Annotated in this window: 14 protein-coding genes; 9 read left to right on the top strand and 5 right to left on the bottom strand. The window is 60.9% G+C overall.

Annotated features, from left to right (window positions below; all coding sequences use genetic code 11):
- Positions 1-62: 62 nt before the first annotated feature.
- A complete protein-coding gene (locus AC0L16_RS21130; RefSeq protein ID WP_473623016.1) occupies positions 63-938 on the bottom strand; it encodes a MurR/RpiR family transcriptional regulator in 876 nt (291 codons plus the stop codon).
- Between the two features lie 200 nt (positions 939-1,138).
- Here AC0L16_RS21130 and AC0L16_RS21125 point away from each other — a divergent pair, with 200 nt between their 5' ends.
- The 7 genes from AC0L16_RS21125 (at position 1,139) to AC0L16_RS21095 (ending at position 7,192) form a co-directional block, all read left to right on the top strand.
- Positions 1,139-1,318 carry a hypothetical protein gene (locus AC0L16_RS21125; protein WP_473623015.1) on the top strand — a complete coding sequence of 60 codons (180 nt, stop codon included), beginning with the start codon at positions 1,139-1,141 and terminating at the stop codon, positions 1,316-1,318.
- Positions 1,319-1,431: 113 nt separating this feature from the next.
- Positions 1,432-2,397 (top strand): SctD/MshK family protein, encoded by a 966-nt coding sequence (locus AC0L16_RS21120; protein ID WP_473623014.1) that lies wholly within the window; start codon positions 1,432-1,434, stop codon positions 2,395-2,397.
- Entirely contained in the window at positions 2,394-2,828 is a 435-nt protein-coding gene (locus AC0L16_RS21115; RefSeq protein ID WP_473623012.1) for a hypothetical protein, read from the top strand. The genes AC0L16_RS21120 and AC0L16_RS21115 overlap by 4 nt, the downstream gene beginning before the upstream one ends.
- A 23-nt stretch (positions 2,829-2,851) precedes the next feature.
- Positions 2,852-3,163, top strand: a complete 312-nt coding sequence (locus AC0L16_RS21110) for a tetratricopeptide repeat protein (RefSeq protein ID WP_473623011.1) — start codon at positions 2,852-2,854, stop codon at positions 3,161-3,163.
- Positions 3,160-5,325 carry a type III secretion system export apparatus subunit SctV gene (gene sctV, locus AC0L16_RS21105; RefSeq protein WP_473623010.1) on the top strand — a complete coding sequence of 722 codons (2,166 nt, stop codon included), beginning with the start codon at positions 3,160-3,162 and terminating at the stop codon, positions 5,323-5,325. The genes AC0L16_RS21110 and sctV overlap by 4 nt, the downstream gene beginning before the upstream one ends.
- Before the next feature lie 57 nt (positions 5,326-5,382).
- The gene (locus tag AC0L16_RS21100; protein ID WP_473623008.1) at positions 5,383-6,732 is read left to right on the top strand and encodes a type II and III secretion system protein family protein; all 1,350 of its coding nucleotides are present in this window, start codon (positions 5,383-5,385) and stop codon (positions 6,730-6,732) included.
- Between the two features lie 13 nt (positions 6,733-6,745).
- Positions 6,746-7,192 (top strand): hypothetical protein, encoded by a 447-nt coding sequence (locus AC0L16_RS21095; RefSeq protein ID WP_473623007.1) that lies wholly within the window; start codon positions 6,746-6,748, stop codon positions 7,190-7,192.
- 94 nt (positions 7,193-7,286) lie between these two features.
- Here the strand turns inward: AC0L16_RS21095 and AC0L16_RS21090 are convergent, their stop codons facing one another.
- Positions 7,287-8,090 carry a tetratricopeptide repeat protein gene (locus tag AC0L16_RS21090; RefSeq protein WP_473623006.1) on the bottom strand — a complete coding sequence of 268 codons (804 nt, stop codon included), beginning with the start codon at positions 8,088-8,090 and terminating at the stop codon, positions 7,287-7,289.
- An 84-nt stretch (positions 8,091-8,174) separates the two neighbouring features.
- Between AC0L16_RS21090 and AC0L16_RS21085 the strand changes: the two genes are divergently transcribed.
- Entirely contained in the window at positions 8,175-9,215 is a 1,041-nt protein-coding gene (locus tag AC0L16_RS21085; RefSeq protein ID WP_473623004.1) for an EscU/YscU/HrcU family type III secretion system export apparatus switch protein, read from the top strand.
- A 62-nt stretch (positions 9,216-9,277) separates the two neighbouring features.
- On the opposite strand, the gene AC0L16_RS21080 is transcribed toward AC0L16_RS21085, so the two are convergent.
- Both AC0L16_RS21080 and AC0L16_RS21075 read right to left on the bottom strand, forming a co-directional pair.
- Positions 9,278-10,378: an SGNH/GDSL hydrolase family protein gene (locus AC0L16_RS21080; RefSeq protein ID WP_473623003.1), complete on the bottom strand. Its 1,101-nt coding sequence runs from the start codon at positions 10,376-10,378 to the stop codon at positions 9,278-9,280.
- 428 nt (positions 10,379-10,806) lie between these two features.
- Entirely contained in the window at positions 10,807-12,528 is a 1,722-nt protein-coding gene (locus tag AC0L16_RS21075) for a hypothetical protein (RefSeq protein ID WP_473623002.1), read from the bottom strand.
- 722 nt (positions 12,529-13,250) lie between these two features.
- On the opposite strand from AC0L16_RS21075, the gene AC0L16_RS21070 reads away from it, so the two are divergent.
- Positions 13,251-15,401 carry a GDSL-type esterase/lipase family protein gene (locus tag AC0L16_RS21070; protein ID WP_473623000.1) on the top strand — a complete coding sequence of 717 codons (2,151 nt, stop codon included), beginning with the start codon at positions 13,251-13,253 and terminating at the stop codon, positions 15,399-15,401.
- An 89-nt stretch (positions 15,402-15,490) separates the two neighbouring features.
- Here AC0L16_RS21070 and AC0L16_RS21065 read toward each other — a convergent pair whose 3' ends face one another.
- Positions 15,491-15,649 carry a hypothetical protein gene (locus AC0L16_RS21065; RefSeq protein ID WP_473622999.1) on the bottom strand — a complete coding sequence of 53 codons (159 nt, stop codon included), beginning with the start codon at positions 15,647-15,649 and terminating at the stop codon, positions 15,491-15,493.
- Positions 15,650-15,668 lie beyond the last annotated feature (19 nt).

The raw sequence follows: 15,668 nt of genomic DNA, 5'->3' as shown, positions 1-15,668 counted from the left end.
CTGGTTCAGGCAGTCTGCCTGCCGTCAACGCCCCCGCGCCCGACAGTGAAAGCCCCGGAAGCTTACCGGGGCGGCTTCCAATAAATGCCGAAAGCAGCGAGTTGCTCTTCCGACTGTCTTACTCGTTCTGCAGCATTCACTTCAGACTGCGCAGCCGTCAGTGCGGCCAGAATCTCGACGGCGGCGAACGCCGGCGCCATGCTGCGAAAGAACGACTGCGAATTTGCCGTAACGATGATGGTCTCCCGCGCGATCCGGGCCAGCGGCGACACGCTGCTGTCGGTGATTGCCACCACGCCGACACCCTGCCTGGCCGACTGGCGCGCCACGTCAATCGTCGTGCGTTCATAAGGCGACATGCCCACAGCAAGCAGCACATCGCCGCGTCCCGCGCCCTGCAAGGCATCGAGACCATGTCCGCCCATCTCGCCGACAAGCGTCACCTTGCGGTCGCCGCCAGCCAGAAACGACATGATGTGAACGAAGTGGTTGGCGACCGGATAGAAGGAGCGCGAGCCGAGACCAAACAGATTGCGTGATCGTGCAAGGAGGTCCGCTGCGGCGATGAATTGCGAGGCATTGCCGTACTCACCCAGGCTTGAAACCTGCGCCGCGAGCGTGTCGGCGACAACCCCTGCAGTCGAATATCCCGGATCGCCACCCTGGTCGGCACCCCGTCGCGCCGGCTCACCGGCGCCTGTCTCACGCAGCGCGCGCGCATAAAGGCTGCGCATATCCTCATAGCCTTCAAGGCCAAGCCATCGCGCCAAACGCATCATCGTGCTGTGCGAAACGCCGGCCTGATGCGCCTGCTCGCGCATCGACATCAGTGCGACGTCCTTGGGATGGTCCAGCACGAAACGCGCGGCGACCCGCAGCTGCGGCGGCATATTCTCGAACCGTTCGACCAACAGCTCCGCCAAAGGACCTTGTTCCATTCTGCCATACCCCATTTACCCCGATCGCAAGGTTACTCCTCCAATGGTGGCAATGCAACAGTTGGAACCGAACTGGTTCATATATTCCAAGTGGACTTTCATTTTCGATCACGCTGCCTTAAGCTGCTTTCGCAACCTGCCGGATCGCGTCGACGTGATTCCGGAGTTTGTAACTTGAATGGTCCCTCAAGGAGACAATGATGGCTACCCCTCCCATTTCGTCCGGCGCTGCCGGGTCGCCGGAACAGAACCTGGACAAGATGATCAAGCATCAGGAGCGCATGTTTAGCCTCGAGATCACAAAAGAGATCGCGAAGTCCCAACATGACATGCTGATGAGCACCGCGAGGACGCTCGGCCAGTCGGCTGAGAAGGCCTAAGGCGGGATTCTCGAAACCATGCGCCGCCGCAAGCACCCGGCGGCGCACGTCCACGGCTTTCGATGCCGTTGTCGGGCTGCGTCTGAATTGTCATCGGCGGGAGATGAAGTGGCATGACCGTTCATTCCAACGGCAAAGATTGGGCTATCGGCCGCACCCCGGCATCGCGACATTGCGTTGCGCTCAGCGTAACGCACGGATTTCACGCCGGCGCCCAACTCAGCCTGGTCGAGCCTCTGTATACGGTCGGCTCCAGCACGGAGTCCGAAATAGTCCTCAGGGACGCCGGCATCGCGCCGGTCCACGCAAGGTTGCGGCGCAAGGGCAGCCAGATTGAAATCGAAGCCGTCGGCGGCGATGTCACGCTCGCCACCGGCGAGACCATCCGTGAAGGCCAAGGCCGCCGCTGCAAGCTGCCGCTGACGATAAGCATCGGCGATGCCCATATCCGGCTGGTCAACCCGGAACGCCCGCCGAATCGCTGGTCTGTTTCCAATCGCCCCCTCCTGGTTGCGGGCAGTGTTCTCTTTGCAGTTTTCGCTGTTTCCGTCGCCGCCAATGGGTTCTCCTTCGCCGAGCCCGACATTGGCAAAAACCTATCCGCTCAAGTCGATAAACCGATCACAGTGGCCTTCGCCGGTGAGGCCGGGCAGAGTGTTGTGGACGATTCATCGCCGACACCCAGCGCCACCGACGCGGAACGCCAGCTCAAGCTGCGCCTCGAGCAATCCGGCATCAGCACATTGGCGGTTCAGCAGTCACCTGGACGGCTCATGGTCTCGGGCATGATCGCCAACGACAAGAATGGTGCCTGGACCGAAACGCAATCCTGGTTCGACCAGGCGTTCGGCGCGCACATCACCCTCGCCTCCAATGTCATGGTCGGAAACGCCGAGCAGGCGCCGCGCCTGAGGCTGCAGGCGATCTGGTATGGCGAGCGGCCCTATGTCATCGCCACCGACGGCGCACGCTATCATGAAGGCGCATTCACCAATGACGGCTGGACCGTCAAACGCATTGGCGAGACGGAACTTCTCCTGACCAAGGGCGGCGCCACGGTCGCGCTGAAATATCCGTGAACCGCCGGCTTGAAGGGCCGCGGTTCGATACGGCAAGGATTGATACAACCGGCCGCGAGGTGCGGCAGGCGGAAGGCGTGCACGGTCAGGCAATCAACCGCCGGCGGATGAATGGCGTCGACAAGGCCGCAAGCCGTGCTCAGGGGACCAGATCGGCCGCTGGCACGCAAAAGCCAGAAACAGCGGAATTCCAGTCCTCTCGGGGTACGGCTGGCGAATCGCTCGACGAGGCGCTCATCAATTTCGTCATGCCCGCTATTCCCGAGCCAGCCATCCTGCGTCGTTCGGTACCCATTCTCCAGCATTTTGTAGCGCATCTGGTGCCCGATCTTGAGGGTGGCGAGCAACTCAAGACACTTGCCAGAACGCTGATGGAGGATGAAATCGAGCGTCATCGCGATCTGCTTGGCCGGATACAGGAAGGAATCTAAACCTGACTGATCCGCATGAAACAGTGCATCTGCTGCATGTCCTGGGCTATCTCTACGGCTGTCACGGGCAGCCAAAGCGGGGCGCGGCATACTTGCTTATCGCGGCGCAGCTGTCGCCGGGAAATGCCGGCGTTCTTCGCACGCTTGCGCATCTGCTCATACTTGATGGCGAAGCGGAAAAGGCGCTTGCCACGATTGCCAGGCTGGAGACGCTGGAGGGAATGGACCACCCGACACTGGCGTTGCTGAAGAGCCGCGCGTTGCTTGCGGCCGGCCGTAAGGCCGAGGCGCACAATGCCTTGCGGAGCTTCCTATCGCATCGAGCCGCCGAATGACCGTATCGGAGCGCCTTCTGCACTTCCTTGCCAAGCTGTCACGCCGCAGCGATCTGGTCATTGCCATCCTGATGCTCGTTGCAGTGGTGATGATGCTCATCCCATTGCCGACCTTCCTCGTCGACATTCTCATCACCGCCAATATCGCCGTCAGCGTGCTTATCCTGCTGGCTTCGTTTTACGTTTCTCATCCGCTCCAGTTCTCGTCGCTGCCATCGGTCATCCTCATCGCCACCTTGTTCCGGCTGGCGATCACGATCACGACCACGCGACTGATCCTGCTGCAGGCCGACGCAGGCGAGATCGTTTCGGCCTTCGGGAGTTTCGTCGTCGGCGGCAGTATTGCCGTGGGCCTCGTCATCTTCCTGATCATCACCGTCGCGCAGTTCATCGTGGTTGCGCGGGGTGCGGAACGCGTGGCCGAAGTTGCCGCGCGCTTCACGCTTGATGCGCTGCCCGGCAAGCAGATGAGCATCGATGCGGAGTTGCGCAACGGAGACATCGATCAGGCGGAGGCACGCCGGCTGCGCCAGCAGCTTGAGCGTGAAAGCCAGCTGTTCGGCGCGATGGATGGCGCCATGAAATTCGTCAAGGGCGACGTCATCGCCGGCATTGTCATCATTCTGGTCAACCTGATCGGTGGTTTCGCGATCGGAACGATGCAGCACGACATGTCGCTGGGCGACGCCGCAGTGACCTACTCACTGCTCACGGTGGGTGACGGGCTGGTGGCGCAGATACCGGCACTGCTCGTCGCCGTGGCCGCCGGCACGATGGTGACGCGCGTCGGCAGCTCGGACGGCACGAGCGACCTTGGCAAGCAAATAACCAGCCAGCTCCTACGCGACTCCCGTGCGCTCGGACTCGCCGCGGTGATCATGGTCGGCCTTGCCGTAGTGCCGGGCTTTCCGTCCCTTGTGTTCCTGATCCTTGGCGCCTGCTTCGGCGCGGGCGCCTACGCCATCAACCGCCGCACCGCCCGGGAATCCGAATCTAGGGATATCGGCCAGACCGCCATGGCCGAACAAGCTGGAAAACCGGCGTCGCTTTCATCAACGCCCGTCGCAGCACTGCCTTCTTCATCCCGCATCGTCGTACGCTTCGGAACCGAACTCGGACGCTCGGTCCCGGAACCCGAATTCGCCACGCTCGCCGATGGCGTGCGCCGCGAGCTTTTCGGCGATCTCGGTGTCGACGTTCCGGCTATCGGCCTGCAGGTCGACGAGAGGCTTTCAGCGAGAAGCATGCGCATCGATCTGGAGGGCGCACCCATCCTGGATGCTGAAATCCCCGCCGACCGCGTTCTTGTCGAAGCGGACCCGACCCATCTCGATCTGCTCGATGTGACTTACGAAAAGAGTTCTCCGATTGCCGGTCAGCGCAAATTCATGTGGGTCGATGATCGCCACCTTTCGGCGTTGCAGGAAGCCGGCTTCGTCTTCTCCACGCCGGCGCAAGCAGCGGCCAAATGGACCGGAAATGCACTTCGGCTCTATGCCGGCCATTTCGTCGGGATCCAGGAGACCCGCAGGCTGCTGTCGGACATGGAGCCGGACTATGCGGATCTGGTCAGACAGGCGCAAGAGATCGTGCCGCTGCAGAAAATCGCGGAGGTGCTTCGGCGACTTGTCGGCGAAAACGTGCCGATCCGCAACCTGCGCCTGATCCTTGAAGCGCTGATCGAATGGGGTCAACGCGAGCAGGACGTCGTTCTGCTTACGGAATATATCCGCGCGTCCTTGAAGCGCCAGATCAGCTTCCGCTTCGCTGGCCGCAGCAACATCATCGCAGCCTATGTTCTGCAGCGCTCGGCCGAGGACATCCTGCGAAACGCGGTGCAAAACACATCGACCGGCACGTTCCTGAACCTTTCGGATGACGATGCACAGGCATTGATCGCCGAAATCGAACGAGCCTTGTCGCAGAACGCCACCGATGTCTCACCGGTCGTCCTGGCGGCGATGGATGTACGCCGTCACATGCGAAGCCTGCTCACGCACAATGCCATCGAACTTCCGGTTCTGTCCTTCGGGGAACTCGCACAGGAATTCAACGTCCAGCCATTGGCCACGATATCCGGCCGCTCGGGCGTGGCACGCAACGTCTCTCGGTCGCTGCCATCAGCAGCTGAGGCGAAAGCCGGGCAAGAGGCAGCCTCATGATGCCAGCCGGGCGGATTGGGACAATTGGGGGAACTACATGCTCAACAGGGGAACGGCATGACAATTCACGATACCGCAGCAGGCGTTCGATCCGCCATTTTCGCCGGGCGGATGCGCTGGCTCGCTATCGCGACGGTTGGCGTCTTGCTGGCGTTTTTATTCACACATGCCGACGCGACAGCACAGGATGTGTCGCCATTGCCGAGCCGGCCAACGGTCGACCTGCCGGTCGGGCAAGGACGCCTGCTGCGCTTCAATGAACCCGTTGAATCGGTCCTGATCGCCGACACCACGATCGCGGACCTTCAGGTCGTGTCGCCGGGGATGGTCTATGTCTTCGGCCTGAAGCCCGGCCTGACCAACCTCATTGCAATCACAGCCGATGAACGGATCGAGGCAACGGCCCAGTTCCGCGTCACCCCCGATGTCACGCCTGCCAACGAAGCGATGGCCGCAATGCAGCCGAACTCGGCGACAAATCTCTCGATTTTCGGGACCCGCATTGTTGCGACCGGCGAGGCACAAGGCGTCGAGGAGGCAACGGATGTCGACGATATCGCCCGCACGTTCTCGCCGCCGGAACAGCCGCCGCTGAACAACATGACCGTGCAGGGGTCGCAGCAGGTCAACATCCGGGTCCGTTTCGCTGAAGTCTCGCGCACTGAGTTGCAGTCCTACGGCGTCGACTGGTCTGTCGGGTACAGGAGCGGCGGTTTTGAATTCAACATGTTCCAGGACAATGGCGTGCCCTCCGGCACCGGCAATCTTGGTTTGAGCATGGACCAGACGCATGGCATCAACTTCGACATTCTCATCGAAGCGCTGCAACGCAACGGCGTCGTCAAAATACTGGCCGAACCGAACCTGACAGCGATGACCGGCCAGACCGCGAGCTTTCTTGCCGGCGGCGAAATTCCGGTTCCGATCCCGCAGGGAACGGACGTCGTTACCGTTCAATACAAGTCGTTCGGTGTTTCCCTCGGGTTCACCCCTACGCTGATCGGCCGCGATCGCATTGCGCTCCATGTCCAGCCGGAAGTCAGTTCCTTGTCGGAAGCAGGCTCGGTCAGCGCCAATGGCTTTGCCATGCCGAGTTTCGTCGTGCGCAGGGCTGACACCACGGTCGAAGTGGCGAGCGGCCAGACCTTTGCGATCGCCGGTCTTTTCCAGCAGCGGACCTCGCGTAATCTGGAAAAATTTCCGGTTCTCGGCGATGTGCCGGTGCTTGGCCCGCTTTTTCAGTCACAGCGCTTCCAGCGCGAAGAGACGGAACTGGTGATCCTGATCACGCCTTACCTGGTCGAGCCGGTGCGCGACAGCCTCGCCACGCCGCTCGATCGTCCGGCAGCCAAGCGCCACAAGAAGCGCGCCAATGACGCATCGGCGATGGGCCTGATCATCAAGTAGCGGGGAACCGGACATGACATTTCGCATCGCTTTGTGCTCTGTTCTTCCAGTGCTGCTTCTGGCCGGCTGCGCGAACCGGCAACAGCCGCAGGACTATTCTCCCGGCTACAGCTATGTGTCGACCGACACCGGCGGCTCCGAGAAGGGCGTCGGCGGCTCCGTGCTTGCTCCCAATGCCTGTCTGAACGAACCGGCCGATGACGACCGTTCTGCCGCTGCGACCGGTCTGACGATCGTCTCCGGCGTCGGCTCCCACCTGCCGCCCGGCTGCGCCAACGCCTATAATCTTCAACGCATGGCCGAAAGCCAGCGTGACCTCGTCGAGGGTCGGCGCATGGGGGCGGCGGCGGCCGCGCCGACGGCAAATGCCGCCCGGCGCTACCTCAATGGCGAAGAGGCGCCCATGGGCGGGGCCAATAGCGGGCCGCCGACGCCGCAAACAACGCTCCCAGTCGAGTGAGCCGATGCGGCCTTGCCCGCGGAGCACTACTTTGTCCGGTTGTTTTGGCGTCGGGCTCGCCCCAAATCGGCTTTACGCTTTCCGGTCCGATGCTCTAGCCGAGGATAGAGCCGAGCGCTTTCGCCCTCGCCTGCGTGCTGCCCTTCGAGCGGATGGTTCTGGCACGCGCAAGCAAGGTAGTCACCTCCTTGGTCGCCAGGCCGATCGGTGGCGAGGCCCTGACCTGATCGGCCTGGCCAAGCAGTCCGTAGACCACCACGACGTTGCGCTTGTGATGCAACTGCGCGTTGGGTGCGGCGGAGATCTTCTGGACCAGCGGCAGTGCTGTGGTGGAATTGCCTTCGAGCGCCGCGGCCAACGCCATGTTGCTCTCGACGTCGAGATCCCCCGGCGCAAGTTTCAACGCCTGAGCAAAAGTAACCTGCGCCTGCCCGGTCTGACCGGCGAATGTCTGCGCCACGCCCAACCTGTTATAGGCGCTGCTGGTATTGACCAGCGGCGCGGCCTGCGCGAGCGCGCGCATGCCGGCATCGATATCGCCCGTTTCCATCATCGCCGAGCCAAGCCCGAGCATTGCCCCTCCGTCATTGGGCGCTTTTGCGAGCGCGGCCTGATAGGCTTTAGCCGCCTCGGCGGGATAGCCGGCCCGCATATAGGCCTCGCCCGCCTTGACGAAGGCGCTCGGCTTGGCATCCGGCATCGCTGCGGCGCGCTGGTAGAGCGCGATTGCGGTGCCACTGTCTCCCTGCGCATGGATATCGTCCGCAAGCTTGATCAGACGCTCCGATTGCGACGACGGGCCCGGTGCCTTTGCCTGCGCGGTGTCGGTTTTGGTCGTCTGACAACCGGCCACCGCCAACATGGCGACGACGGGCAAGAACACGACGTGCAGCCGCATATCCACCTCTCCGTATTCAAGCCCGCCGCACCTTACACACGGCCTTGGCCGACTGGAACCACAACAGTGCGATAAGATTGCAACATGGCCGAAGAAGCTGAGGAAAAGAAACTACCGGCGTCCGACAAGAAGCTTCGCGACGCTCGCCGCAAAGGCCAGGTTTCGCAAAGCCGCGACCTGGGCACCGGCTTCACGCTTTTCGCAGCGCTTGGCTATCTTTATTTTGCCTGGCCGATGTTCGTCGAGCACCTTTCGGAACTCGTGCAGACGGTGACCGCCCCGGGCGATTCGTTCGTTGAAGTCAGCCTGCTGGCCATCCGCCATTCGTTGTCATTGCTGATGCTGGCCACATTGCCGCTCGTCGGAATCGTCGTCGTTCTCGCCGTGGTCTTCGGCATGCTGGGAACGTTCGGGCCGGTCTTCTCGTTTGAGCCGCTCAAGCCGCAATTCGATCACATAAACCCGGCGAAGGGTCTTCAGAAGATCCTGTCACTGCGCAACGTCATCGAGTTCGCCAAAGGCCTGGTCAAGGTGGTGTTGCTGGCCGGCCTGTTCGCATTCCTTTTGATCGCATGGCTGCAGCCGCTCTTCGATGCTCCGGGATGCGCTCCGTCATGCCTGGAGCCAATTATCAAGGCGGTGCTGACACCGCTTGGAATTGCCGCCGCCCTGGCCTTTGTCGTCATCGGCGTGATCGATGTCCCAATTCAGCGCTGGCTGTTCCTGCGCGACATGCGCATGACGACAACTGAATACAAACGCGAACACAAGGACCTCGAAGGCGATCCGTTGATTCGACATGAACAGCAGCGACAGCGGCGTGAGGCCGTGATGCAACCTGCGAAGCTGGGCGTGAAAAACGCTGTCATCGTCTTCGTGGCTGGTGACCGCTCAGTGGCATTGCGTTACGTCAGGGGTGAAACGCCGGTGCCGACGGTCGTCGGCAAGGGCCAGGGCCGAGCGGCTGACGAGATGACGGCTCAAGCACGCCAGGCAGGTATTCCGGTGATCGAGGATGCGGCCGTCGCCGGCCCACTCTTCGAAAATACGCACACCGGAGCTTACATCGGTCAGGAGATGTTCTCACCGGTCGTACGCCATCTTGTCCGGCTCGGGCTCACTTGAGCCATGCGCGAACCGACCTTGCCGCAATGCCTGAGCAGCGCGGCAAGGTCAGCGACAGCCGGCTACTTGGCTGGACCCAACAGGACGTCGAGATCGACCGCGTCTGCCATTGCCTTGTATCCCGCGTCGTTGGGGTGGAGGTTGTCGCCGCAGTCGTAGTCGTCGCGCAGGTATCCCGGCTTGGCCGGGTCTTCCATCACCTTGTCGAAGTCGATCACGCCGTCGAAGCCGCCGCCGGTGCGGATCCATTCGTTCACCGCGACGCGTACCTTTTCCTTCTCTGACGTGTAGTAACCCTCGGTGGGAAGTCCTTTGAAGGTTTCGGCGAAGGGGATCAGCGTCGCGCCCACAATGCGTATGCCATGGGCGTGGGCGCGGTCGATGAGCTGTTTGTATCCGGTGATGATGTCTTGCGCCGTCGGTTCCTTGTCGTCCGGCGTGATTGCATTTTCGCCGGGCCAGCCGATATCGTTGATGCCCATCATCAGGACGACGGTCGCGACTTTGGGATGGCTCAGTATATCGGAATCGAAACGGGCCAGAGCATTGACACCCATACCGTCGGTCAACACGCGATTGCCCGAAAAAGCTTCGTTGACCACCGCGACCTTGCGGTTGGCCTCCTGCAATCGCTTGGCGATATGGTCTGGCCAGCGATTGTTGGCGTCAGGAGTCGAGCAATTCCCATCGGTGATGGAATCGCCGAAAAACACGACCGCCTGCGATTCCGGCGCGGCATCAACCCAAATATCGCTCAGAAAAAGGCGCGATTTGAGTGTGCTGTCAGCCTTGAACGCTGCGTCGTTGGTGAAATTGCCCGGGCCGGAGATGTAGGCGGTTTGCACGCCGTCCCAATGCACCGACGACAGCGCCGTCTTCTTCGGCAGGAAGATGCTGACCGAGATTTCGGAAAGCGCTTCTGCCGGGAGAGCGACGGGGTCGCTGAGGATCGGAGCTCCCGGCGGAACGACCACAGAACTCTTGCCGCCCCAGCTTAGCGGCTTCAGGGTCGCCTGATCGACCTTGCCGTCCTTGCCTGCTATTGCGACGCTGCCGGCGCCGATGGTCAGCGGCTTTTCGCCGAAAACATTCGACAGCACGACCCGCACGCTATTGCCGCCAACGCTGATGCGGGCGACCTGGCGGACGGTCTGGTTCTCCAATACCTCCGGCACTCCGAAAGGCGCAGGAAGATCATCGGACCAGCGCGGAGCAGGTGTGGCAGCCCAAGTGGTGATCCAGTCTCCCTTTTCGGCGCCTTGTGCCGAAAAACCTGCGATCGCCGAACCGGCCGCCACAGTTGAACATATCAGGATATGACGCAGACGCCGTCTCCTCCCTGCTGCGGCAGAAAGCGCCGATGAAACCTTATCCGTAAAAACCAAAGGCCTGTTGAGCCGCATTCTTATCTCCTCCTCGAGACATGCTGGTAATGCCGCCGCCGGCCTTATTATGACGGGCTGGCCAGGGAAAGAAATTCAACTTCCGTGGCAATCTTGGACCAGCGTCAGTGGCAAGGATTGCGAGCGGAAACTGGTGCTGCCTTATCGTCAAACTCGCGTGCTGAAACGTCCGCTGCGCCCTCGCCGGATCACGGGCGGACATCGATCCTGGGCCCCAATGTCTGGGTCATGACCCGCCGCACGACCTTGCCGTCTGCGACATCGAGGCAGACGGTATCGACCAGGTATCGATACGCCACGATGTCGCGAGGCTCCAGTGCCTCAAAAGCGCGGTGCAGGAACGGCATGGAATAATGATGGTGTGGATAGAAGTTGTAACCGAGCGCAACAGACGAGTTCGCCAGGTTCGCGGCGCGATTGTGCTGTCCAAGAATAAACGGCGCCGGGCGGGCCGCATCGTAGTCAGGCGGCGTGATTGGCAGTTCGACTGGATAGGCGCACTCCCGGGTAAGCTTCATGATCTCGTAGTTGGACGAGGCAACGTCCGACGACTTTGGCCGCACCTTCCTGACCCCGATCTGGCCCCAGGCTGAGGTCGGAACGTGGCCGGATTCACGACGATATTCCTGATAGCCGAAGTGACGGGCATAGAGCAGATAGGAGGCGTCGCGGAAAAAGCTCGGTGCGACCCGCACCCAGTCACCTTGTTTCGTTAGCGCCTCGAAATATGCTTGCCGGATTTGCCTTGAATCGTACCAGCCGAGCCGCGCGTTATAAAAGACCGCGTCGCCGAATATGGTGACAACAATCCCGGTTGCGATGGCAATTTTGGAAAACGAATTTTCCTTCGTTCTCGTCAGAGCCGCGACGATCAGACTGTTCAAGATGATCCAGTGCAGAAAAAGCGCGCCGCTCAGAAGGAAGATCCCGATATGCATGATATCGAAGAATGCGGTCAGTCCGATGAGCCACCGCCGGCGCAAAAAAGCGAGAAAGCATAGAAGCTGCGCGGCAAGGATAACGACATTCATCGGAATCTCGACCGCCCTGACTGCTTCATAAGCATGAGCGAGCAGCGATTCGGAAAAGCCCAACGGGGCCGCGCCTAAGCCGTACCCGGCCAGCATGATGGAACTGGTCGGGTTCTCGAGGACCCAGCTCATCGGCCCTCCGTCAAGCGTGACCTTGGCCATCCCGGACATGAAGTAGTTGCCAAAATGGGCGCCGATCCCGGCAAGCAGCAGTATGCCGGCAGCTTGGGCCGCGAACTCCCTGGTTCCGAGTTCGTTAAGGCTGGCCAGGTTCCTGGTGAAGAGCTTCAGCCGGCTCAAACTCTGCAGCAGGCCAAGGGCCAACAGGCCACAGGCCAGGAAGAGACCGACCTCAATCAACGGCGCATAGTCGTTGCGGCCCAGTTCCGCAGCACCGGAAACTGCCCGTGTGACATCCTTGTGGAAGGCGAAATAGACCATCGGGAAAATGGCGAAGGATGGCCGCAGGATCGAAAAAACGGCCGCCGCTAGCGCGATCAGGCGAGAATAGATGAGTACATTGCCCAACGCGTCGGCGTGAGCTGCGTCGGCAATGCCGAGTTCGTCTCCAAGCCCGAAGCTGAAGAGGCCCAGCGTTATCGCAAGGCCGACGACGACAATTCGCGCAGCCCGCGCCTCGGCGGGATAGCGCACGAATGCAAAAAGGCAGCAAAGCAGGGCCAACCCGATGGCGCTGGCCGTGGCGAGGGCAGGATCGTGCCACGCCACGCGGGATGCCGCCTTCTCGTACAACAGGATCGGAACGAGCCCGCACAGGAACGGGAAAAAAAGTAGGGCTGCAAGAACACAGCGCTCGACGAATGAACGCTTGATACCGACTGACGGCCAACGCCGGGCGCTGCCCGCTCCGATGCTCATCCCATGCTTCTCCCGTCTTCCGGAGTTTCGCCTCACCTATTCGGTTTTCGGTGCTCACCTATCTGGGGAGATGAGCCCTCGCGGCCGCACATTATCACCGGGATATTGCTGCACTGCAACAGGACGCGTACTCCAACCTAAACGTACAGGCAACGACGAACTTTTTTTAAGATGCCCTGGCTCAATGCGCGCGCGCAATTTGCGCCAATTGTCGTTAAAGCCCGTGCTAAATTGCCGATCTGTCGCAATATAGGTCCGATAACAGCGACACCGATCGCCCAACCCTCGTCACCATGCCCGGTGTCGAGCCAGGCATCGGAGGCTCAGAAAAATGTTGCCTAACTACCCAAAGTAGTGGCAAATATTATGTTGCAGTGCCTAAGAGTGCGATGCAACATTGAATTTGTCTCGCTGACCTGCAGGAAACCGATCGCATCGGCGCCAGGTGCAGGGTCAGTGGCTGAAGAGGCCATGGACAATGGTACTCGACACCCCCGCCCATCAGGTCGCCGACGATAGTATCGTCGTGATCGGCGCTGGCTTCGGTTCAGCCTTTTTCCAGCAGCAGTTCGCCAGACGGAAGAAAGCTCGCGTTCCCGTCCTCGAATGGGGCGCCATAACGCGGATGATCGGCAGCTCGAACGCCGCGCAAACAGCAATATCCGGGACGAGGACAGTTACGCCGGCAACCGCGAGAAGCTTGGCCAGGTGGAGAAAATACCATGACGGTGTTCTACGATAGCAGCCGTCCGGACGCTTTCGTCGGCGGAGCCGCTAGCGACGCCGTAAGTTACGGCGCTTCGTCCCGTGGAGTCATCGCCGATTTGGCTTCCGGCCGTGCTTACAAGTTGCTGTCGATACTGCCGCTGGGCGATTCCATTACCTATGGAGTGATTGCGAGCTCTTCCGATACCGAAAGCGGCGGATATCGGAAGTTCATGCTGGAACAGTTGGCGGCACTCAATGTGAAGATCGACTTCGTCGGTTCCTCGTCCAACGGACCCGCCAGCATGGGCGATCGGGATCACGAGGGTCACCGCAACTGGACGCTCAATCAGCTGAACGGCATCGACAACGGTGTTGTGGCAGCTACGAAACCCGACGCCGTGCTGCTGATCGCCGGAACAAATGACAGCTCGACCGATAGCGTGCCAACGATGCTGCAGGATCTGCGCACCCTGTTGCTCAGCTTGAGTTCGAGCGATCCCGCCTTGACTGTCTTCGTCGGATCCTTGCCTCCCGTTCGCGTCGGCCAACAGTCACAAGCGCGTGCCGACCGTGTCGATGCTTATAATGATGCAATGCCCGGTCTGATCTCTGAACTGGCCGCCCAGGGGCATAAGGTCGTCTTTGTCGATATGCGTGATCTGACACCAGATGATATCACCGCGCCGCCGCTTGATAGCGGGCTGCATCCGACTGCCGGGGGCTATGCAAAAATCGCCTCACATTGGATCGACGCCTTGGAACAGCATCTCGGCCTGGACGGGACCGGTATCGGAAGCGACCGCGATACCTTCACCAGCATCGAAAATCTTACAGGCTCTTCCTTTGCCGACCAACTCGGCGGAAACGAGGGAGCCAATGTGCTGGATGGGCTGGCTGGCGATGATTTGCTGGAGGGCCGCGGCGGCTCCGACCAACTCATCGGCGGGGTCGGCGCCGACACGCTTGTCGGCGGCACGGGTAATGACGTCTACTATGTCGACAATGCCGGTGACAAAACCATCGAGGCGACCAATGGCGGCGTCGACGAGACGCATGCTTATACAAACTGGACCCTGGCCGAAAACGTCGATAACCTCTTCCTGAGGTCGGCTGCCAACCTGGCGGCAAAAGGCAACGGGCTCGCCAACACCATGGTGGGCAACGGCGCAGCGAACACGCTCGAAGGCCTCGGCGGCGACGATCGGCTGGACGGCCGAGGCGGGTCGGACAGGCTCGGCGGTGGTCTTGGCGCCGATATCCTCATCGGTGGAACGGGAAACGACAGCTTCGTCTTCGCCGCCGGCCATGGCCACGACACCGTCACCGACTTCGACCTTTCCGGCGATGATCTCCTGGAGATCTCAGGATACCAAGGATATAGCGAACTCCGGCAGGTCGGGAGCGACACGCTGGTCGTCTTCTCCGACAGTGACACTGTTCTCCTCAAAGACGTGACCAGCGCGTCCTTGAGCAGTTCGGATTTCGTCTGGATTGATCCACCCAACGAGCCGCCGCCGGGGTCAATCGTAGGCGACAACGGCAACAATACGCTTACCGGCGGTTCCGGTGCGGACGTCATTTATGGAATGGACGGCAGCGACGTCTTGAACGGAAAAGCGGGCGCCGACACGCTTGTCGGCGGCGCGGGTGATGACGTCTTCCATGTCGACAATGCCGGTGACAAAACCATCGAGGAGACCAATGGCGGCTTCGACGAGACGCACGCCTATGTAAACTGGACCCTGGCCGACAACGTCGAAAACCTCTTCCTGAGGTCGGCTGCCAATCTGGCGGGAAAAGGCAACGGGCTCGCCAACACCATGGTGGGCAACGGCGCAGCGAACACGCTCGAAGGCCTCGGCGGCGCAGATCGGCTGGACGGCCGGGGCGGGTCGGACCGGCTCGTCGGTGGTCTTGGCACCGATATCCTCACCGGCGGAACGGGAAACGACAGCTTCGTCTTCGCCGCCGGCCATGGCCACGACACCATCACCGACTTCGACCTTTCCGGCGACGATCTCCTGGAGATTTCAGGATACCAAAACTACAGCGAACTCCGGCAGGTCGGGAGCGACACGTTGGTTGTCTTCTCCGACAGTGACATGCTTTCACTAAACGGTGTTCTCGTCGCAAGCATCTCGAACAGCGATTTTCTCTTCGTGTAGAGCGGCATCTCCCTACGCGATGTCAAAAGACAGTCGCTGACATGCGGTCTCCGCAATTGCACTTCGTCGTTGCCTCGACCTCTTTTGCTTTATTTGTCCGTTTCAGTCTCGATCAAGACAAGGCGGTCGGTACCGGACTCCGCGCCCCATACCTCGCCGGAGCGCCCGTTGACCTTCTCCGAGGCGGCACGCGAGGCCACCGTGCAGAGCAGTGCGGCGAACAGCGCCGACGCAATCGTACGAAACATGGCGAACTCCTCACATCGC

This window comes from Mesorhizobium sp. WSM4848, from assembly GCF_055811375.1.
This window is presented reverse-complemented; position numbering and strand designations above follow the sequence as displayed.

Excerpts from the sequence above, each read along its gene's own strand:
- AC0L16_RS21130 (WP_473623016.1), bottom strand. The coding sequence starts at position 938 with ATGGAACAAGGTCCTTTGGCGGAGCTGTTGGTCGAACGGTTCGAGAAT.
- AC0L16_RS21125 (WP_473623015.1), top strand. The coding sequence starts at position 1,139 with ATGGCTACCCCTCCCATTTCGTCCGGCGCTGCCGGGTCGCCGGAACAG.
- AC0L16_RS21120 (WP_473623014.1), top strand. The coding sequence starts at position 1,432 with ATGACCGTTCATTCCAACGGCAAAGATTGGGCTATCGGCCGCACCCCG.
- sctV (WP_473623010.1), top strand. The coding sequence starts at position 3,160 with ATGACCGTATCGGAGCGCCTTCTGCACTTCCTTGCCAAGCTGTCACGC.
- AC0L16_RS21100 (WP_473623008.1), top strand. The coding sequence starts at position 5,383 with ATGACAATTCACGATACCGCAGCAGGCGTTCGATCCGCCATTTTCGCC.
- AC0L16_RS21095 (WP_473623007.1), top strand. The coding sequence starts at position 6,746 with ATGACATTTCGCATCGCTTTGTGCTCTGTTCTTCCAGTGCTGCTTCTG.
- AC0L16_RS21090 (WP_473623006.1), bottom strand. The coding sequence starts at position 8,090 with ATGCGGCTGCACGTCGTGTTCTTGCCCGTCGTCGCCATGTTGGCGGTG.
- AC0L16_RS21085 (WP_473623004.1), top strand. The coding sequence starts at position 8,175 with ATGGCCGAAGAAGCTGAGGAAAAGAAACTACCGGCGTCCGACAAGAAG.
- AC0L16_RS21075 (WP_473623002.1), bottom strand. The coding sequence starts at position 12,528 with ATGAGCATCGGAGCGGGCAGCGCCCGGCGTTGGCCGTCAGTCGGTATC.
- AC0L16_RS21070 (WP_473623000.1), top strand. The coding sequence starts at position 13,251 with ATGACGGTGTTCTACGATAGCAGCCGTCCGGACGCTTTCGTCGGCGGA.
- AC0L16_RS21065 (WP_473622999.1), bottom strand. The coding sequence starts at position 15,649 with ATGTTTCGTACGATTGCGTCGGCGCTGTTCGCCGCACTGCTCTGCACG.